This is a genomic window from Chitinophaga silvisoli (assembly GCF_003412465.1).
Classification (GTDB): domain Bacteria; phylum Bacteroidota; class Bacteroidia; order Chitinophagales; family Chitinophagaceae; genus Chitinophaga; species Chitinophaga silvisoli.
In genome coordinates, this window is sequence record NZ_QTJV01000010.1 from 65,611 (window position 1) to 84,586 (window position 18,976).

Genomic DNA, 18,976 nt, shown 5'->3' on the forward strand with positions numbered 1-18,976 from the left:
AATCTGTCCTTTAAATCAAAGAATCGATGTAATAATTTTTTAATCATCAATGCTGAACCTTATGTTTGTAAAGTGATAAATAACCCTATATGAAACCGATACAACTGAGTGTACTATTCTTTTGTCTGTGCAGCACGGTCCGTTTGCCTGCACAGTCACTCAGACTATCCGTTTCAGGCAAAATAACCGATTCCCTCAGCAACCAAAATCTGCCATTTGCCATCGTGTTATTACTCACAGATACTATCAGGCAAACCACCCAGACTGACAAAGAGGGCAATTTCACGTTCGAAAACCTGAAACCGGGTGTCTATAGCCTCCAGGTGAGATACCTGGGCTATCGCGACAAGACAAGCGGCCCGTTTCAATTGAGTACCCAATCTATGGCCCTGCCTGCTATTGGCATGGTTTCAGTCTCCTACGACCTGGTAACCCACCAGGTCACGGCCCTGAAGCCACTCATTGAACAAACCGCCGACAAAATGATCATCAATGTAGCCGAGAGTCCACTCGCTACCGGCAATACATTGGAAGAACTGCTCCGACGATCGCCCGGTGTACGGCTGGACGATGACGGTTCCATTACCCTCAACGGAAAGAAGGTGATGGTCTACCTCAACGATCGTCCATCTTATTTTACCGCTGCAATGCTCAAAAATCTATTACTCTCCACAGCCGCTAATGCCGTTGACAAAATAGAACTCATTGCTAACCCTTCCGTAAAATATGATGCCGCCGCTTCGGCTGTCATCAACATCAAACTGAAAAAAAATGGTAAATCAGGATCTAATGGTAGCCTCAGTATCGGAGGCGGTGGAGGTCGCTATGGTCGCTATACTGCCGGAGGGGACCTGAACTACCGCAACGATAACCTGAACTTATACGGTAGCTACAATTACCAGCGAAACGAACAGTTTTACGATACTCATACTGACAGAATCCTGGATGCCGAATATATAGAAGAGAAAAATTATGAAGTACGAAAAAAGGATATCCATAATGTCAATGCAGGTATCAGTTATACTATCGATAAGAAGAATAGCATCGGCCTGGACCTGAAAGGCAACTTCCTCAGCCGTGACAGGGATGGGATGGACCAGACCCTGTTTCATGCGTCTCCGGCAGCTCCTTTCGATTCAATGTTGAATATGCATACCCTGGGACATGCGGATATCAACAACTATTCAGCCAACCTGTTTTACCAGCATAACTTTGATAGTCTTGGCACCCAGCTCTCCATCAACGGAGACTATGCCTATTACGATCAGCACTGGAAGGACAATTTCAATACCGCCTACCTGGATACCCAGCTGAAGGTATATCAGACACCTTACGTGATTCGTAACAGTTCTCCGGTATCTGTTGACATTCGTTCCGTATCCGCTGATTTTACCCGGCCTACCAGAATTGGTACCTTCGATGCAGGTCTGAAAACGGTTTTCGTAAAAACAGACAGCGACATCCGCTGGGAGGTACAGGAGAATGATACCTGGGTAAATGACCCTACTAAAACGAACCATTTCATCTATGATGAAAATGTAAATGCGGCCTACGTCAATTACCACAACCAGTTCAAAAAATGGGTGTTGCAGGCTGGCGTGCGGGTAGAGAATACCCGTGTGAGAGGGAATAGTATCACCAATTCCTCTGTATTCAATAAGGACTATACCGGCTTATACCCCGGCTTTACGCTGCAATACCTGGCTACTGCATCCCAGCGTTTTTCGCTTTCAGCCAGGAGGAGTATCGACAGGCCCCAGTATGAATACGTGAACCCATTCCTGTTCTTTCGTAGCAAATATTATTACTTCCGGGGCAATCCTGATCTGAATCCACAGAATACGACTGCTGTAGAACTATCTCATTCCTGGAAGCAACACCTTTTTACTACGCTGAGTTTCTCCCGTACAAAGGATGTAATTGCAGGTGTATATGAAGCAGGGGATAATAAGGTCCTGATTACAACTTATCAAAACGTCACCACCTTTGATAACTATAATCTGAGCATCACTTATTCAACGGCGGTGACCAAATGGTGGAATACTATGAACGCTGTACAGTTGTTCTACATGGTCTACGATTACAATGATATCGCCCTGCCAAAGTCTAAGCCCGGGGCATATGTGATTTCTAACAATACTTTTAGTATTCCCCGGCTCTTTACCCTGGAGCTGAATGGGATTTACTCATCCCGGTCGAATACCGGACTGGCCTCACTGACCAGCTACTGGGTGCTGAATGCTGGCATACAAAGGAATGTATTGAAAAACAAAGGAACGCTCAAGTTGAGTGCAAACGATATTTTCAGGGGACAGCAATTTACATTGGCATCAGATTACCAGGGGGTAAATATCAGGCAGCATTTTTTGTTTGACTCCCGTTTTGCCATGCTGAATTTTACATACCGGTTCGGTAATAGTAAGATCAAGGTAAGAACGGAAAGACAAACGGGTATTGAAAAAGAAAAGAAACGGATTCAATCAAATTAATGGGAGATGGTCCATTTTGAGGAGGTCGTCAATTAAGTACCGATAGAGCTAAACAAGTAATTTGTTTAGCTCTGTCATTTTATAGAAATAAGGTCATTGTTCAAATCTATTTTTTTCGGAAAATAATACCGCTTATTATCGATTTATAAGTACACCTATTTATTCAGTTTAATCATATCAAAAAAAGGCTGCTTAAAGGTAATACCAATAGGCAGCGCCACCGTCTGCTGATCCGGTTTACGCAGGATCACCTGGTTGCCATCCACAGAAACAATCCTGTTCAGGGAAATAATAAAGGAATTGTGAATCCTTGCAAACTGCCTTGGAGGCAGGGTTTGCTCCAGGTCCTTCATCTTGAGCAGTGCCAGGATCTTTTCCTTATCACAATGAAAGGCCACATAATTCTTCAGGCCTTCTATGTAATCTATATCGTTGAAATTAACTTTGATTTGTTTACCCTTATGCTCTGATTTTACAAACAGGTAGTCTACTTCAGGTGCTGCTTTTTCATTGCTTTCGCCTTTGCTCACATACATGGTCTGGAACATGTTGAGCGTTTTCTGTGCTGCTTTCAGGAAGCGCTGGTAGGTGATAGGTTTCAGCAGGTAATCCACTACATCATGTTCATAACCATCCATGGCGTATTCGCTGTAGGCGGTGGTGAGAACAACCTTGGTCTGGTTATTAAAGATTTTCAGCAGGTCAATACCAGAGATGCTGGGCATATGAATATCCAGGAAGACCAGGTCTACTTTTTCATTACTGATCACTTTGATAGCATCGAGGGCTTCGGTGGTACTACCTACCAGTTTCAGGAAAGGCGTACGTTGTACATAGCCGATAAGTAGGTCTATGGCGTGTTGCTCGTCGTCAATTATATAGCAGTTGATCATGTAAGGTAATTTCGGTGGTAGCAATATGTAAAGACAGGCTATAAAACAGGTCCGTATCTTTAATTTCGAAGGAATATTTGTTAGGGTAGGTGTTTTCCAGCTGGCGCTGCACGTATTCCATGCCGATGCCGTTGGAGATTTCTTTGGGACCTATCCGTTTTTTATTGTTGATATAGAAATAGAGGCCGCTTTCGTCTAAATTTAGTTTGATTTTCAGTGGGTAAGCGGAACTATGGAGTTCGCCGTGTTTGAAAGCGTTTTCTACCAGCGTGATGAGGATGTGTGGCAATATTCTTTGACCATGCAGGTTGTCAGGCCGGCTGTATTCTACATGGATGTTGTTATTGAAGCGCATGAAGTAGATGCTGATCAGGCTTTCAATATGTTCGATTTCCTCTTCTAAGGAGACCATACCGTCAGGCCCTCTTTTTTTAAGGGAGGAGCGCATGATGTTGGTGAGGGCTGCGATGCCTTCGGCAACGTCGGGCTGGGAGTTGGCGGTTTTGTTGTAGAAGTAGCCGAGGGTGTTGAAGAGGAAGTGTGGGTTGATCTGGGCGCGGAGGTAGGCTACTTCGAGTTCAAGTTTTTCCTGTTTGAGTCGAAGACGTTCAGTTTCCCTGCGATTGAGTTCTTCTTTCTGTAAGTTGATTTTCCTTTCTTTCTGAATTGACACTTTAGCAAACCAGTATGCCGTGGAAAGGGCAATAGCTTGAAACCACCACCAGATAGCGATGCTAACCAGTACGAGCCAATCAAAGGTTGGAGGAGCGACGTGAGAAACAACAGGATAAATTCTATAAAGAATAAGATACCTGTTGAGGATGATAAAAACCATAAAGCCGGCTATCCCCACTATCCAAAGAGTCTTTTTATTCTTTTCCAATGTTCGTGGCAACAGCCATTCAGCATTCGCATAAAAAATAACAGCTTGAAATGCAAATACTACACTGGTTACAGCTAAAACTGGCCAGGCATTTGTCAACATGATAGTTGATGATACTACCTGCACTGTTGCATACAGCACCCATAATCCTAAATGCAACAGCACAGTAGAGAGCCGTTGTCGGACCGAAGTCTTTCTATTTTGAAGAATTGACAATTTTTATATCCAGGTTTTCCAGGTATTGTTGCGCATAGTTTATCCAATTCTCATGAGGAGGAATTTCAACGTCTGGCAAAATACCGGTGTTATCAATAGGATGTTGTGGTACGGTGGCTAATCTGGCAGTGGGTATCCAGAGTAAAAAACGGGAGCAGGACAAAGATCTTGGTGCTACCAGATTTAAATAATCCACTATTCCAGCTGACCGCTTTCCAAACAAAGTTACTTTTTTACTTTGTTTTGCGTCCAAAATTAATAATTCTGTAGCACTGGCACAGCCTTCATCCATCAGGAAACCTACCTTTTCAGGTTGTGCATATACTTGTGGAAAAGTGGTTGTGTCTGCTGGAGGCTGGTAATAGCCATTTTTATTTTTCTTTAAATTTTTGATCATTTTGACGAAAGGTGCCTTTTTATCATCAGGGAATATCGGACTTTTAAGCATGATCTCATACAGCTGAATGTTTTCCGCCGTTGCTTTTACCACTGGGCCCTGAGTAATCACCGGATTTGTATAAAGTAGCGGCAATAATTTTTCGAAACAGAGGTTATATCCTCCATAGTTTCCCCGTATGTCCACAATGAGATGTGGGGTATGTGTGATCGTGTGTAAGTTATTGGTAATCAGGCTGTCGATGAGGGATTTGTAAGACAATTCAAAGCTGGGTAGTCTTAATATAGCATTGTTGCTGTCGGTTTTAGAAAAATAAAAACTATCAGCCGGAATAGATTTCTGACCTGGCCGCCCTGGGAAAATTTTCTCCCATTTATAGCTTTTAAGATCCATGATAAAAGCTTTTTCATCCACATAGGTGGTGAATGTATCCGGCATATGATACTGGTTGTACTGGACGGCCTTCCAGGTTTCTTTTCCATCAGTTTGTAACTTAAATTTAACCTGCCCTGGTTTCCAGTACTTATTATCTCCTTTTAGAATGACTCCGCTATAACCATGATCCTTTTTTATAACCGCCACATCATACATTCCACTTAAGGTCCATATGCCTTCCAGGGGATAGTCAGGAGCGACAGCCCATTTCCTGACTAAAGAATCTCTCGAAAGCGGAAAGCTTTCAGTATTGGAAAAAATCTGGTCAATCAGTTCTTTGTTTTCGGGAATATCCTTAAAAACGAGTGCAAGATGCCTGTCTTTAAAATAACCGGTCCATGATTGCAATAAAGAAAAGCATGTAACGGCATTAGCTGTATCAGCCACGTTTCTAAGACTGTCAGTAAATTGCTTGTAAGCAGCTTCTTTTTCAGTGGTAATTTTAATCGGATATCCCGGATAGTTATGTTCAACCTTTGCCACCACTTCATCAAAATTACTCCTGCAATTACAGGACTTTGTTTGGGCGTAAGTAAGCAGTGGATAAAAAAGGTTTAATAAAAAATATAGACCAAACAAGCGGATTAACGCTGGGTAATTAAACATGTAATTTTTAAGGGTTTATAAGCACAGGTACAAAAATAAAAAAGGCTGTTCTAAAAATGACCTTCGACCAGAAGGGTTCTTAGTTCAGCCTTGAAAATTAATCAAAATCCGGAATTACAAAACCGTTTTTTTTATTGTGCTTGTGCCGCCTTATTTTACTTCGTTACAGAAGGAAGGCAGTTAGCAGAAGTCGTCGTATCAATTACGGATGTAAAATGGTTTTTACCACCATTCTTTGGGTTAAAAACGTTGTTATTAAACGTAGATACAGTAACCTTATTCAGGGTCAACGTCTTCTTTTGGGTGGGGTTGTTTGTCTGTTTCATATTTCACAATTATTAGGGATTACAATAACAAAATTAGAGGGCAACTGCGCAGGGAATCTACGCAGGACGTGGATTTCAAAAGATTTTTTCTATCGTAACCGCGTATACGGAAAACACAAAAAGGTAACCCCCAAAAAACACAAATCCATCCATCCAAAACGCATATCCGTGTAAAAATTTAGTCTGATATAAACCAGAAAAACATAAAAAAAACTCCTGCGCAGATCACTACGCAAATAGAATCGACTTGAAAAAAGCTCATTCGCAAATAGAATCCCATCAAGAGAACCAACTACGCAAATAGAACCGAATCCAAAAATCATCTACGCATATAGAATAGCACCCCCAAAAAATACTCCCCCTTATTATATTATATCACCCCCCCCCCAATCCGTCCATCCAAAACCCAAATCCGTGTATCTTTTTTCCCCACCCCCCACATCCTTCCTAAGTTTGTTAAAAGCATTCAGGAATGGTAAAGGAACCGGTAAAAGTGGAAAGCCTCCTCACTCAGCTACATCAGCTCATAGATCAGCATTCAGCTGACAATGACTCACTGATGAGCGGCGGTAAGCTGGGCCTGATCGTATACTATCATTCCTTATGGCAAGGCTACAGGGACAATACCTATTTAGATAAGACTTATGCGCTGCTGGACGAAGTATTGAATCACATGAACAAAGCTACGCTGGAACTCGAAGGACCTTCCCTCGCTACCGGCATCTGTGGCCTCACCAGCGTGATCAACCTCCTGTACAAAGATGGCCTCCTGGATATAGACATAGATGAGGAACTGGCCAGATATGACGACTATCTCTATCATCAGTCATTACAACTGATCAAAGAAGATAAACTGGATTATCTGCACGGTGCGTTTGGCATCATTAAATACTTTACTGACAGGCTGCCACAGTCCCAGACAGAGAACTATCTCAGGGATATTATCCGTGCACTGTACGAAAAATGTGTAGTCACCAAACATGGCATCTGGTTCAGAAATATCTTCTTATTCGGCGATGGCCAGATCAACTTCAGTCTCACGCAGGGACAAGCAGGATTCCTATCCGTACTCACCGCCCTGCACGAAACTGAAATAGATCCTCACAAGACCGGATACCTGCTACAGCAAGGCATCCGCTTCGTTCGCCATCACCTGCGTGAAGTAGATCTGATAGGACAAGACTGGTCATTCTTCCCGCTCACTACCAGTGAAGCAGAAGATGAAAAAAAATATAACAACCGTCTCGGATGGTGTTATGGCGATCTCAATCAGGTCTCCCTTTTTTACAAAGCCTCCTTTGTATTACAAGACGAAAACCTGAAGCAAATGGCGGATCTCGTGGGCGGTAGCTCACTGATGCGCAAAACCAACGAAGCCACGCAGATCGATGACATTTACTTCTGTAATGGCACCGCCGGACTGGCTCAGTATTATTATTCGTTGTACCGTTACAGTAATGAAGAAAGCTATCTCGAAGGATGGCACTACTGGATCAATGAAACAATAAAAAGACTGGAAGTTGTGCTGCACGAAGAAAGCTTCAAAGGTCGTGAAACCCGTATGCTGGAAGGCCTGCCGGGCGTAGCGCTGGTCCTGCTGGGCCACCTGATCAATGAAGAACTTCCATGGACAGATCTGCTGCTTTTATAAACACCTAAAACTAAAACCGAATGGAGACTATTTACGATTGCAGGTGCACGCACCTGTACAACCAAAAGAATAGCCGGCCTTTCATCATTGTTAGATAATTACCCAATCACCTGCAAAAAGACTCATGGATATGATTCAAACTTCAAATCCGCAGAGTAAAAAACATCCATTTCCCCATTGTAAACAACGGGGCAAAACAGACGACGGCCCTGCCTGTTTGCATATACTAAGTACGCATTTTGGAAAAAATTTTACACCTGAATATGTAAGATCCCTGTGGGCAACAGCCGAAAGTGGCAGCCCACTGCAGGATCTCGGTGATGCCGCCGGAAAAATAGGCTTTGGTACTTTGGGGGCAAAAGTTTCTTTGGCTGACCTGTTATCACTCGACCTGCTACCCTGCATTGGGTACTGGGATCAGCGCCGCTTCATTGTCGTGTATAAAATAAGGGGGGACAAAATTTATGTATCCGACCCCGCGGCTGGACTGATTACTTTAGATAAATCAGATTTTCTGAGAGGATGGACCCAGGACGGCGAATATGGCATAATGCTGTACCTGGACCCCTCACCACCGGATTTTTAACAATTGTCGTGTATCAAATAAGGGGGGACAAAATTTTTGGATCCAACCCACGGCTGGATGAAAGCACATTAGTTAAATTAACCCCTATATGCTGTACGAAAAAAAGGCCCCTTCAATAAGGAGGGGCTTTTATTAACCCCATTGTAATATATTTTTAACATCATAAATGGCACATTTGTGATATGCCTAAGTAAATGTTATCACGTAGTTTTGGCCTTATTATATTGATAACAGCCCTCCGCTTGCAAAAGTAAGGGCTGTTTTTTTGGGGTCTCATTATATATCATGTCTTAATGAAGCGATTGTTATTGTTGGTGTTCAGCACCTCTTGTTTTGTAAATGCCTTTGCGCAGGATTACCTGCCCTCTGAAGCCCGTATCCGTAGCACTGTCAACTACCTCGCCGCCGATAAACTCAAAGGCCGTGGAACTGATGAAAAAGGCGGTAGAAAAGCAGCCGTTTGGGTCGCGAAACAGTTTAAAAAGTTAGGCCTGCAACCCGCAAATGGGAGCAGCTATTTCCAGGATTTTACCTTTGATCGCAAAGAGCATCATGATATTCCAGGCAGGAATGTAATTGGTTACCTGGATAACGGTGCCCCCCGTACGATTATCATCGGTGCACACTACGATCATATCGGTACTGCACACCTGTTCGATGGCAAGTATCCCGAAGGCCAGATCCATAATGGTGCCGATGACAACGCCTCCGGTGTGGCCGGTTTACTGGAATTCATCCGCTACTTTGTAAAAAACGGACAGCAGGAACAATTCAATTTCCTGTTCATTGCCTTTGGCGGTGAAGAAATGGGCCTGCAGGGTTCCAAATATTATGTAGCTCACCCCGTATTCCCGCTGGAAAAAGTACACTTCATGCTGAATATGGATATGATCGGCCGTTATAATGCAGAACGTGGTTTAGGGATCGGTGGCTATGCTACCGCAGATGAATGGCCAGAAGTATTCAAAGGCGCAGAACAGCCCGGCATCAAGTTCTTCACAGACGGAGCAGGGAAGGGGCCTTCTGACCACCACAACTTTTATATCAGTGGCGTTCCGGTGATCTTCCTGCATACAGGCCCGCACGACGACTACCACAAGCCAACTGACGATGCTGATAAAGTGGAAGCAAAAGAAGAATCAGGTATCCTGAAACTGGCCATCCAGCTCATCAACAATGCCATGAAGTACAAAGAGCTGCATTACGTAGCTGATAAATAGTCAAAAAAAAAGCTTTTGTCGCAGGACAAAAGCTTTTTTTATACTTAGTTATTTTTCGGTGGCAACACCGCCTTCGGCGTAGGTTGCGGCTGTGAATTATTATCTTCTTTCGGTTTCTCCTTTGGTTTCTCCGCAGGTTTCGTTGGCTCTCCATAATCTCCCACATCAATATAATCTGAAGCCGCGCCATTCCCCTGATCCTGCGCTTCCGCACCCGGAGGCAGATTAGAATCAGTATCCGTATAATTCTGGCTGTCTATCGCCGCCGGAATCGCAAACGTAGCATTCGGATCTATCTTCAGGGTAGGATCCGCATACAGTTTCTGGAAGAAATATGCCCAGATCGGTAAACCCGTATTTGCACCCTGACCATTGGCAGTTGTACTGAAATGCAGGAAGTTGTTCTCACAACCTACCCACGCACCCGCCAGCAGCTGAGGCGTAAAGCCCAAAAACCAACCATCAGTGTTATCGTTCGTTGTACCTGTCTTACCAGCTACCTGCCCTTTGATACCATAACGGAAACGCAGGCGGGCTGATGTACCTCCCGGACCAGTTACACCTTCCATCATTTTAGTCATCACATAAGACTCATTCTCACTGATCACCTCACGTTTCTCAGGAGCAGTCGTCTCCAGGATGTTACCGTTTCTATCTTCAATACGGGTAATATAAATTGGCTTGGTGATGATACCGCGTGCTGCAAACATGGTATATGCCTGCAACATATCGTACAGCGGAATCTCAGGCGTACCCAAACAAATAGAAGGATAAGCAGGAATCTTTACAGAAAAGCCCACTTTCTCATTCGCAAAGTCCGCTACTGCTGCCGGGCCTAACTGCTTGATCAGGTAAGCTGATACCAGGTTCAGTGACTTGGCCAGCGCACCTGCCATAGAAATATTACCACCTACACTACCTTCTGAGTTGCGGCTCAGGGTCCAGTTATATTTAGGGAAGCTCACCGGTTCATTAGGCAAACTTGTACCTGGCGACATACCGTTCATGATCGCATAGCAATACAGGAATGGTTTGAAGGTAGAACCTACCTGACGCTTGCTCTTCAATACGTGATCGTTCTTGAAATAGCGGAAATCCGGTCCACCTACCCATGCCTTTACCTCACCACTCTCAGGGTCCATCGCCATGAAACCAGCCTGCAGAATAGCACGCATATAGCGAATAGAGTCCATCGGAGTCATCACCGTATCAATCTCATTCAGATCTGGCTCAGTAAAGCTCCTCCAGGAGAATACCTTCATCTTGGTAGGGGTGTTGAATGACTTCTTAATCTCGTCTTCCGAAATTTCTGATGCCACCATGTTCTGGTAACGGTCTGATTCTTTCATATAACGCTCCAGGAAGTTCTCATGCCCTTTCCATGCACTGCCGGATTTAATATTTGACTGTTGTGCAAAGACTTTTTGCAGGTCTTTCAGGTGATGAGCCACCGCTTCTTCTGCATACAGCTGCATCCGTGGGTTGATGGTTGTATAAATCTTCAGACCGTCACGGTACAGGTTATATTCAGTCCCGTCAGATTTCTTATGCTCTTTACACCATTGTTTCAATTCATCTCTCAGTACCTCACGGAAATAAGGAGCAAGCCCTTTATTATGGTCAATTTTATTATAACGCAGTACGATCGGCGTGCTCTTCGCAGCAGTCGCCTCTGCACTGGTAATGAACTTATTCTTCTCCATCAGTTCAATCACGGTATTACGGCGATTTTTGGCAGTAACCGGATTTCTGCGGGGATTATACAGGTTTGTACCCTTCAGCATCCCGATCAGGGTAGCAGCTTCCTCGATGGACAGGTGACCTGCATCTTTGCTGAAGAAGGTGCGGGCACCATTTTCAATACCATATACGTTGTCCCCGAAAGGTACCGTATTCAGGTAGAGGGTAATGATCTCTTCTTTTGTAAAGTTCCTCTCCAGTTTTACAGCAATCAGCCATTCCTGCATTTTCTGGAAGGCTCTTTTTATTGTATTCTTCGAACGCTGTACATCGGCATTATCCGCCTGCAGGTTCAGTGCCAGCTGCTGAGTGATGGTGCTGGAACCTCTTTTTTTACCAATAGCCAGGTAAAAAGGAATCGCAATCGTACCCCAGGGATCAATACCCGAATGTTCGTAAAAGCGTACGTCTTCGGTAGCTACCAGTGCATTAATCACATTTTTGGAGATTTCATCATAATCAGAACTCGATCTGTCTACCTGGTAATATTTGCCCAGAATAGTACCATCGTCCCCAATCACTTCAGAGGCAAGGGCCGCCCTGGGATTTTCCAGGGTCTCCATGGATGGCATGCTACCGATGATGCGGAAATTGATTAGCAATAAAAGCAAAATGAACACTCCCGTCAGCGACAACACAGTCAGCCACAATATTTTAACTGATTTTTTCATACAAGATTTTGAATTAAAAATGCGTCAGCCCGCATTGCTCGTCTCTAATAGCAATTTACGGGCCTTTTTTGCCGGAATCAGGTGTAACAGCAAGACAAAACTATTAAAAATTTTTTTATTACTTCCCCCTTAGCAAAATCGCCTTTGCCTTAGGCAAAAGCGATTTCCCGGGTAGCATTATATGTGTCCCTTTTACTCTGTAATATAGTTGTCTCCGAAGAACTTCTTATATCCCTCCAGGTCTTTCCTGGTATTCATGAGGATGAAGTTGTCCCTTGAAATGATAAACATCGTGTAATCCGAAGGCCGCATTTCCGGCAGGATCTTCTGCGCTCCCAGCCTGATCTCGTCATAGTAGTCCAGCGCCCGGTCCTCATTCTGGAAGAGCCTGAATATCAGCAACACTTCCGTCTGACTCATTACATAACTGCCTACCTGGATCTTCAGGTCAGGGTGGTGCTCCTTATTGTATTTGGTAAACTGATCTACAGATTTATCTACCGCCGCCTTTGTCAGTTTATTGAATGACATGACTACAAAATGAGGGGCATCGGCCACCAGTTTGTAAATCACTTTTGTCTTCATCGGCGGTGGCAATGGCGTAATTTTCAGTTTCGCATTGTCAGCAGCCAGTTTGATAGAATCGGCAGTCGCTGTTTTCACCTGTGCCTCATTCAGCTCAGGATGTGGGCGCTGCCATGGGTAGATCATTGTCACATCCTCGTCCAGCAGCGGTGCTTCCGGTTTCTTTTCCAGTTCCAGCATGGAGAGGTATACGACCAGTGCCGGACGGTTATCCAGGGCTTCCAGCAGTTCTTTGGACTTGGCATAGACCGCATCGTCATTCTGGTACTTATTCATGACCGTTGTAATCACCTGTTTACCAAATTCGCAGGTATCCATCTTCGCAATAATCATCGCCTCCAGCAGGTCGAATTTCGGCTGCATGAAGTTGAGGCCAAAGGTCGTATCAGCTTCCTTCTTCATGCGCAGTGCCGTCTCGTAGTTACAATCCAGGTAAGCACCATATACATGCTCATACGCGGCAGAGATCTCTTGTTTCCTGCCGATATTCTCATCTTTCAGGCCGCCGAAACGGATTATGCTGGCAAACTTTGAATCGCTGTAGCTGCTCATGATCTGCTGGCGGTAGGTATTAGCTAAAGCAGTATGGTTCAGTTTATTATGCCAGATATACAGGGAGTAGATCACCTCAGTTTTGTTCGGGTGATGTGGATATCTGTTCAATAAAGTATCGTAAGTTTCAATACCGAGGTCTAAATTATCCAGGCCGTCGCTATACAGTTTACCCAGGTCATAGAAGGCTTCTTCTGCAATGATATTGGATTTCAATAAATCATCCGGGTTCAGTGGCAGGTTGGCGGCCAGGCTTTCGGCAGTGGTGCTGTCTGCCGGAGTCGCTTTCTTCCTGGGCTGACCATCAGGGCTGATAGGATTACCATTTTCATCCAGCGGCTCTGTATTTTCTTTCACAACAGCGATACCGTTCTGGCTACGTCGCCAGTTATCAGTATTGCCCCGATTTCCCCATTTACGCTTAAACTCCTGGAAACCAGATGACTTGCTGGCAGTATTATAGAAGTACCAGTCACCCTGATCTGATTTTTGTCCTGTCTTGGGATTGATGCCGTTGTTTGCAAAAGGATTGTTGGTATTCGTACTGTTCATCGCTTCGGCAAGGGCTGCCACTGAATCAGCTTTCGCCTTCTTTGCCTTTTCTTCCGCATCTTTACGGATCTGCACCGCCAGTTTCGTTAAGAAGATTTTCCGGTCGCTCTCCGGCATAGCAGCTATGCGCTGTAAGCTGTCCTGCAGCTGGATAGCCTCTATTTTCACCGCTACATCTGTCAATACCCTTTTACGTTTGTTCACCACGGCAGAGTCCTGGAATTCAGGGGGCATTACGGCGGCGGTACTGTCGTAGAAGCTCTTGGCAGAGCGATAGGTACGCTGTTCATAATAGATGTCGGCAATCATTTTGTAGCTGAGTGCCTTTTGCATGGTGTTGGGGCTGAGGGCACCTGCTTTCAGTGACTGACGCAGGTATCCAAGTGCCGCTTCCTTATCTGTAGGTGCTACCAGCTGCGCCATGGTATAATAAATCGCATCGCGGAAGTTCTGGTATTTTTCTTTCTTCGCCATCTTCGCCAGGGTAGCAAGGCTTTGTTCCAGGGAACCGCCCGGCATGGTGGCTTTCAGCTTGTTGATCGCAATCCTTGCCTGGAATTCCATCATCTCATCCGGCTTGGTTTTGATCACATGGTAATACATGGCGATGGCAGAATCCGGCTTGTTATAATTGGTATATAACTGGCCAAGGATGTAAGCCATACGGGCTTTTTCATCCCTGTTACCCTTCTTGCGCTCTGCAATTTGCAGGGGTTCAATGGCTTCCTGGAATTTACCCTGTTTGTACAGGCTATAGGCTTTTACTTCAGCCAGTTCACCATCCAGTCGCTTCGGGAAGTAAGGATCCTGATCCAGTACATTGATGATAGAGCGTGCTTCGTCATAATTATTTTCTTCGATCCTGGTCTTTGCATTCCATACAAAGGCATCGTTCCTCGCGTAGGTATGCTTGAACCAGCCGATAGGTGGTTTGCGCTTTTCGCGGGATGCAATGCTGATCTGGTCTTTTTCGACAGAACCCACCACAGATTTATACTCGTTCTTCTTTTTAGGAAGGTAAGTGGTATTAATGAAGTTGAAAGTACGGCTGGCCTTATCCCATTCCCCCTGGAAGAAGTAGGCCTTCCCAATCAGCAGGTAGCTGTCATCCATCCATTTACTGCGTGGGTCATGAATCTGGATATTGATAGATGCTTTTTCAATCACAGAGTCAAGGTCACCTTTACTGATGCCCTGGTTCGCTGCGCTGTAAGGATAGAAGGGTAGGAGGTAGTTATAGTTGTCCTGTCCGGTACGGCTTACATTGTGCGTCACAAGGCGCAGTTTCTTTTTCGCATTGAAGTAATAGTTGTAACGCGAAATAGTATTTTGTACCAGTTTCCGTTTAATAGTCCATTTCTTCTTAGCCAGGTCTTCTGAGGGTGGACGCCTGTCATCGGGCTTAGGCCCCAGTGGTCTTTGGATAGTCTTGGTCTGAGACTGTGACTGTGGATTCCGGGAGGTAGTGCGCGAATTCACATTCGTGCTATCCCTGCGCTGAGCCTGAGCTTTTTGCAGACTAGATACGCATATGAGGACTAATACCAGGCCGGTGTATGATATATGTTTATAAAATGATCTGCAAATATTCATGGATGCCAGGGTGTATAGGCTGAACTATATATAACTAAGATGTTAGGAATTTTATTTTTAAAGATAGGATAATTATTTTTTATAGGGATTCACGCGAAGCCCGGTAGTCATTTTGAATGAATAAGTTACCAAACCTTTCTTCAGGGAGCTCGACCTTTACTCCCTGAATTCCGGCAAATTGCAATTTTTTGCATAGTAAATAATATAAATGTTTAACTTTAGCCGGTTGATTATCAGAAATTATATCAAGTTCTATTGCGGATATGGCTAACAAGCGCGATAAAAAAGGCAGAAATGTGGGACGGGTGGGCAACAAATACCGTCTGGTGATTATGAATGACAATACCTATGAAGAGGTAACATCTTTCAAACTCTCACGGATGAGCGTTTATGTGGCCTTAAGCACATTGTTCGTATTACTGGTAACCATTACCGTAGCCACAGTCGTATTTACGCCTTTACGTTATTATATTCCGGGTTATGGAGATCTGAAACAGCGTCGTGAGTTTATCAGGCTCAAGATGCGCACAGACTCGTTGGAGACTGCTATCAATGCGCGTGATAAATACCTGGACGATATCAAGCAGGTGATCGGTGGGGACTTTTCAACCAGCAAGCTGGATACTACCACCATAAAAGTGCCTAAAGTAGATAACAGTACTTATTAAAGTAGAAGACTAAAAAATTAGGGCATCCTTATACGCTATGGGACACTACAACCGTTAGGGAAAAATGTGAATAACTTCTTAAACGATGTGATTTGCAGGCACTAGTAAAACGCAAATAAATAATACTATCTTACAATCAGTTAAAAGCTGAAAAACCTAAAATCCTATGTTTAGCAACAACAACCGCAACACAAGAAGCGAGAGCAAAACAGTAATGCCTACTTCCAATGTAAACATTATTGGCAGTGGAACCACTATTCAGGGAGACATCGTATGCGAAGGGGACATCCGCATCGACGGTCAGGTAAAAGGGCTGGTTTCTACAAAAGCTAAGATCGTAGTAGGACCAGAAGGAGAAATCATTGGTGATCTCGTTTGCAACAGTGCAGACATTATCGGGAAAGTAACAGGTATCATCAAAGTAGAAGACCTGCTGTTCCTGAAAGGTAATGCACTGGTAAAAGGAGACGTTTACACCTCTCATTTTGAAATGGAACCAACTGCTAAGTTCAATGGCCGTTGTTACATGGAGCCAGAAGAGGTAGCAGCTGCTAACCAGAAAGAAAAGCATGGAAAATCCGTTGCAACCGAAAAAGTCCTCCAGGAAGCCTAATCAGCTTTATCGCTACGCTGGACTTGCATTTCAGATGATGGCCTCCCTTGGATTGGCCGTGTTTGCCGGTTATAAACTTGACCAGCGAACAGGATGGCGTATTCCTGTTTTCATGATCATTTTTTCTTTACTGGCATTAGCGGTAATTTTGTGGCAAATCATCAAAGATACCCGCAGGAATGACTGACAGGTTTTACTATAGGCTTATCGGCCTTTTTATCATATTGAATGGCGCGCTTATTTATTTCAATGCCCGGTTGCTGGAGAAAGGGGTACATCAGCATGTACTGCTCATAGGCAACCTGGCGTTAGCCGCTATTACCGGACTCTCTTACAGCATGAACCGCAAAGGCATCCAATCTGCCGACAACAACGCCTTCGTGCGCAGGGTTTATGCTTCTACTCTTAGCAAAATGATGCTATGCCTGGTGGGTATTACAGTCTATGTAGTACTGAACCGCGCCCATACCAGCAAAGAGACTATTTTTATACTCATGTTCCTGTATGTAGTCTATACGGTCATTGAAACCCTTAGCCTGCAACAGCTGACCAAAAGAAAAAAATAAAGGTCGTGAAACAGGAACATCCTTTACAGGCACTCGCAGCTTACCTGCCCGAAGGTACCTTTGAGCAGGTACTTGCCTATATCCAGGAATTTAAGGTCCACCTGACCATTACCCGCGAAAGAGCCAGTATCCTTGGCGACTATCGCCATCCCGACTCCCGGGGCGGCCATCGCATCAGCATCAATGGCAACCTGAACAAGTACGCATTTCTTATCACTTTATTGCATGAAATGGCTCACCTGACTACCTTTAATTTGTATAGTAACAGGGTGCCCTCGCATGGGAAAGAGTGGAAGAACCAGTTTTCAAATATCCTGAAGCAGTTCGTAGGCAAAGGGTACTTGCCACCAGATGTGGAGGCGGCGCTGAGACAGAGTATCCAGAATCCTGCTGCCAGCTCGTGTGCGGATGATAACCTGATGCGGGTGCTGACCAGGTATGACCGCCGTAAGGAGAATCATTACCTGGTAGAGCAGTTGCCGCTGGATCAATTGTTCAAAACAAAGGATGGAAGAATATTCCGGAAAGGTGAAAAAGTAAGAAAACGCTACCGTTGTGAAGAAGTAGCTACCAAAAGAATGTATCTGTTTAGCCCTGTATACGAAGTGGAAGTCATCGCTGCCTAGCGCACCACCATCATCCTGCCCTCGTACTCTCTTTCTCTTTTTTCAATTTTTTCTTTCCTGTAAATGATGAACGCATGCTCATGTGCTTCCAGCAGATCATCGTATGGTCCGCGGGCAGAGATGAGTTTTACAAATACAGGCGCTGTTTCAATAGTGATGAACAGAATAGTAATAAACCAGTTTGCCCATCTTACCGGCGTACTTTTTTCTGTCAGATGTCCCAGGGCATCCAGCTGAGATGCAAGACCATCAATGTGTGTCCTGTCAAGCTGCGCAAGGGTGGCTTTGAAAGTAGAGTCGATCCCCGCCAGTTCTTTTCTTTTGCCGGCAATGAGCGCACCGTTTTCAAGCGTGACCCTTTGCAGGGCAATTTCCGCACTGTCAGCATCTGCTTTCTTGGCTTTGTAAATAGGACCAAGGTTTTTCACTTTTGAACCACCCGTGCCATCTGCTTCTTCCCGGGCAATTTTCTGTAGGGTATCCCGGCGCAGGGCCTGCGTTTGGATGCCTTTTTCCAGCAATGTAATTTCTCCGTTCAGCTCATTCATGCGATGTTGATAACGGGAGAGGACATTCTCTTCCTGGGTTTTGAACACCTGCTGTTCCATGATAATGAGTTCCTGGCGGATCTCTTTTCCGAAAACCTGTAACTCCAGTGGCTTTGATATCACGATGGCAATCAGGATCGCAAGTACAATTCTGGGTAGTGCAATTAAAAATTCACTACTGAACTTGTTGCGCTTTTTCATGCCTGATACAATGTACCTGTCCAGGTTAAAGATCATGAGTCCCCAGATAGCGCCGAATAATAAAGTAGACCATAACTGACCGAATACACACCAGAGAGCATAGCCTCCGGAAAAGGCTGCCAGTAAACCGGTGAAGAAAATAGTTGCTCCAATACCCCCATACTTGTTGGTTTCTGTAGGTGCACGCCGGAGTAAAGGCACATGTGCCCCTGAGCAGAACAGGAAGAAATCGCCGATGCGCTTCATTGTTTTGACTGAGTTTAATAGTAATAAATGATGCTTTACCTGTGGGGTTTCAGGTAATATGAGGATGGATAATGAAGGTAGGGGTTTTGTGGAGGCAAAAATAGAAATTGTGA

At 44.5% G+C, this 18,976-nt stretch carries 16 protein-coding genes; 9 read left to right on the forward strand and 7 right to left on the reverse strand.

Annotated features, from left to right (window positions below; all coding sequences use genetic code 11):
- Positions 1 to 89: 89 nt before the first annotated feature.
- Entirely contained in the window at positions 90 to 2,489 is a 2,400-nt protein-coding gene (locus DXN04_RS24575) for an outer membrane beta-barrel family protein (protein ID WP_116856060.1), read from the forward strand.
- A 155-nt stretch (positions 2,490 to 2,644) separates the two neighbouring features.
- Here the strand turns inward: DXN04_RS24575 and DXN04_RS24580 are convergent, their stop codons facing one another.
- The 4 genes from DXN04_RS24580 to DXN04_RS34890 form a co-directional block, all read right to left on the reverse strand.
- Positions 2,645 to 3,382 carry a LytR/AlgR family response regulator transcription factor gene (locus DXN04_RS24580; protein ID WP_116856061.1) on the reverse strand — a complete coding sequence of 246 codons (738 nt, stop codon included), beginning with the start codon at positions 3,380 to 3,382 and terminating at the stop codon, positions 2,645 to 2,647.
- Positions 3,360 to 4,430, reverse strand: coding sequence for a sensor histidine kinase (locus DXN04_RS24585; protein WP_147320056.1), 1,071 nt, complete (start codon positions 4,428 to 4,430; stop codon positions 3,360 to 3,362). The genes DXN04_RS24580 and DXN04_RS24585 overlap by 23 nt, the downstream gene beginning before the upstream one ends.
- Before the next feature lie 31 nt (positions 4,431 to 4,461).
- Positions 4,462 to 5,796, reverse strand: a complete 1,335-nt coding sequence (locus tag DXN04_RS24590; RefSeq protein ID WP_158569134.1) for a S41 family peptidase — start codon at positions 5,794 to 5,796, stop codon at positions 4,462 to 4,464.
- A gap of 278 nt (positions 5,797 to 6,074) precedes the next feature.
- Positions 6,075 to 6,245 carry a hypothetical protein gene (locus DXN04_RS34890; RefSeq protein ID WP_158569135.1) on the reverse strand — a complete coding sequence of 57 codons (171 nt, stop codon included), beginning with the start codon at positions 6,243 to 6,245 and terminating at the stop codon, positions 6,075 to 6,077.
- A gap of 472 nt (positions 6,246 to 6,717) precedes the next feature.
- Between DXN04_RS34890 and DXN04_RS24595 the strand changes: the two genes are divergently transcribed.
- The 3 genes from DXN04_RS24595 (at position 6,718) to DXN04_RS24605 (ending at position 9,702) form a co-directional block, all read left to right on the forward strand.
- Positions 6,718 to 7,896 (forward strand): lanthionine synthetase LanC family protein, encoded by a 1,179-nt coding sequence (locus tag DXN04_RS24595; RefSeq protein WP_116856064.1) that lies wholly within the window; start codon positions 6,718 to 6,720, stop codon positions 7,894 to 7,896.
- Positions 7,897 to 8,026: 130 nt separating this feature from the next.
- On the forward strand, positions 8,027 to 8,482 hold the full coding sequence (locus DXN04_RS24600; RefSeq protein ID WP_158569136.1) for a cysteine peptidase family C39 domain-containing protein: 456 nt from the start codon (positions 8,027 to 8,029) through the stop codon (positions 8,480 to 8,482).
- Positions 8,483 to 8,775: 293 nt separating this feature from the next.
- Positions 8,776 to 9,702 carry a M20/M25/M40 family metallo-hydrolase gene (locus tag DXN04_RS24605; RefSeq protein ID WP_116856066.1) on the forward strand — a complete coding sequence of 309 codons (927 nt, stop codon included), beginning with the start codon at positions 8,776 to 8,778 and terminating at the stop codon, positions 9,700 to 9,702.
- A 44-nt stretch (positions 9,703 to 9,746) separates the two neighbouring features.
- Here the strand turns inward: DXN04_RS24605 and DXN04_RS24610 are convergent, their stop codons facing one another.
- Together DXN04_RS24610 and porW are read right to left on the reverse strand one after the other, a co-directional pair.
- Positions 9,747 to 12,113: a transglycosylase domain-containing protein gene (locus DXN04_RS24610; RefSeq protein ID WP_116856067.1), complete on the reverse strand. Its 2,367-nt coding sequence runs from the start codon at positions 12,111 to 12,113 to the stop codon at positions 9,747 to 9,749.
- A gap of 192 nt (positions 12,114 to 12,305) precedes the next feature.
- A complete protein-coding gene (gene porW, locus DXN04_RS24615; protein WP_116856068.1) occupies positions 12,306 to 15,395 on the reverse strand; it encodes a type IX secretion system periplasmic lipoprotein PorW/SprE in 3,090 nt (1,029 codons plus the stop codon).
- A gap of 263 nt (positions 15,396 to 15,658) precedes the next feature.
- Between porW and DXN04_RS24625 the strand changes: the two genes are divergently transcribed.
- The 5 genes from DXN04_RS24625 (at position 15,659) to DXN04_RS24645 (ending at position 17,868) form a co-directional block, all read left to right on the forward strand.
- Entirely contained in the window at positions 15,659 to 16,063 is a 405-nt protein-coding gene (locus tag DXN04_RS24625) for a hypothetical protein (protein WP_116856070.1), read from the forward strand.
- 166 nt (positions 16,064 to 16,229) lie between these two features.
- Positions 16,230 to 16,676, forward strand: coding sequence for a bactofilin family protein (locus tag DXN04_RS24630; RefSeq protein ID WP_116856071.1), 447 nt, complete (start codon positions 16,230 to 16,232; stop codon positions 16,674 to 16,676).
- Positions 16,633 to 16,863: an AtpZ/AtpI family protein gene (locus DXN04_RS35880; protein ID WP_116856072.1), complete on the forward strand. Its 231-nt coding sequence runs from the start codon at positions 16,633 to 16,635 to the stop codon at positions 16,861 to 16,863. The genes DXN04_RS24630 and DXN04_RS35880 overlap by 44 nt, the downstream gene beginning before the upstream one ends.
- Positions 16,856 to 17,242: a hypothetical protein gene (locus DXN04_RS24640; RefSeq protein ID WP_116856073.1), complete on the forward strand. Its 387-nt coding sequence runs from the start codon at positions 16,856 to 16,858 to the stop codon at positions 17,240 to 17,242. Before DXN04_RS35880 ends, DXN04_RS24640 begins: the two co-directional genes overlap by 8 nt.
- Before the next feature lie 5 nt (positions 17,243 to 17,247).
- Entirely contained in the window at positions 17,248 to 17,868 is a 621-nt protein-coding gene (locus DXN04_RS24645; RefSeq protein ID WP_116856074.1) for a SprT-like domain-containing protein, read from the forward strand.
- Here DXN04_RS24645 and DXN04_RS24650 read toward each other — a convergent pair.
- A complete protein-coding gene (locus DXN04_RS24650) occupies positions 17,865 to 18,863 on the reverse strand; it encodes a DUF4407 domain-containing protein (RefSeq protein WP_116856075.1) in 999 nt (332 codons plus the stop codon). The two genes, DXN04_RS24645 and DXN04_RS24650, sit on opposite strands and share 4 nt — an antisense overlap.
- Positions 18,864 to 18,976 lie beyond the last annotated feature (113 nt).

What these genes read in the sequence shown, in the direction of transcription:
- DXN04_RS24595 (WP_116856064.1), top strand. Translation starts at nt 6,718, where the DNA reads ATGGTAAAGGAACCGGTAAAAGTGGAAAGCCTCCTCACTCAGCTACAT.
- DXN04_RS24605 (WP_116856066.1), top strand. Translation starts at nt 8,776, where the DNA reads ATGAAGCGATTGTTATTGTTGGTGTTCAGCACCTCTTGTTTTGTAAAT.
- DXN04_RS24575 (WP_116856060.1), top strand. Translation starts at nt 90, where the DNA reads ATGAAACCGATACAACTGAGTGTACTATTCTTTTGTCTGTGCAGCACG.
- DXN04_RS35880 (WP_116856072.1), top strand. Translation starts at nt 16,633, where the DNA reads ATGGAAAATCCGTTGCAACCGAAAAAGTCCTCCAGGAAGCCTAATCAG.
- DXN04_RS24625 (WP_116856070.1), top strand. Translation starts at nt 15,659, where the DNA reads ATGGCTAACAAGCGCGATAAAAAAGGCAGAAATGTGGGACGGGTGGGC.
- DXN04_RS24610 (WP_116856067.1), bottom strand. Translation starts at nt 12,113, where the DNA reads ATGAAAAAATCAGTTAAAATATTGTGGCTGACTGTGTTGTCGCTGACG.
- DXN04_RS24640 (WP_116856073.1), top strand. Translation starts at nt 16,856, where the DNA reads ATGACTGACAGGTTTTACTATAGGCTTATCGGCCTTTTTATCATATTG.
- porW (WP_116856068.1), bottom strand. Translation starts at nt 15,395, where the DNA reads ATGAATATTTGCAGATCATTTTATAAACATATATCATACACCGGCCTG.
- DXN04_RS34890 (WP_158569135.1), bottom strand. Translation starts at nt 6,245, where the DNA reads ATGAAACAGACAAACAACCCCACCCAAAAGAAGACGTTGACCCTGAAT.
- DXN04_RS24600 (WP_158569136.1), top strand. Translation starts at nt 8,027, where the DNA reads ATGATTCAAACTTCAAATCCGCAGAGTAAAAAACATCCATTTCCCCAT.
- DXN04_RS24630 (WP_116856071.1), top strand. Translation starts at nt 16,230, where the DNA reads ATGTTTAGCAACAACAACCGCAACACAAGAAGCGAGAGCAAAACAGTA.
- DXN04_RS24580 (WP_116856061.1), bottom strand. Translation starts at nt 3,382, where the DNA reads ATGATCAACTGCTATATAATTGACGACGAGCAACACGCCATAGACCTA.
- DXN04_RS24650 (WP_116856075.1), bottom strand. Translation starts at nt 18,863, where the DNA reads ATGAAGCGCATCGGCGATTTCTTCCTGTTCTGCTCAGGGGCACATGTG.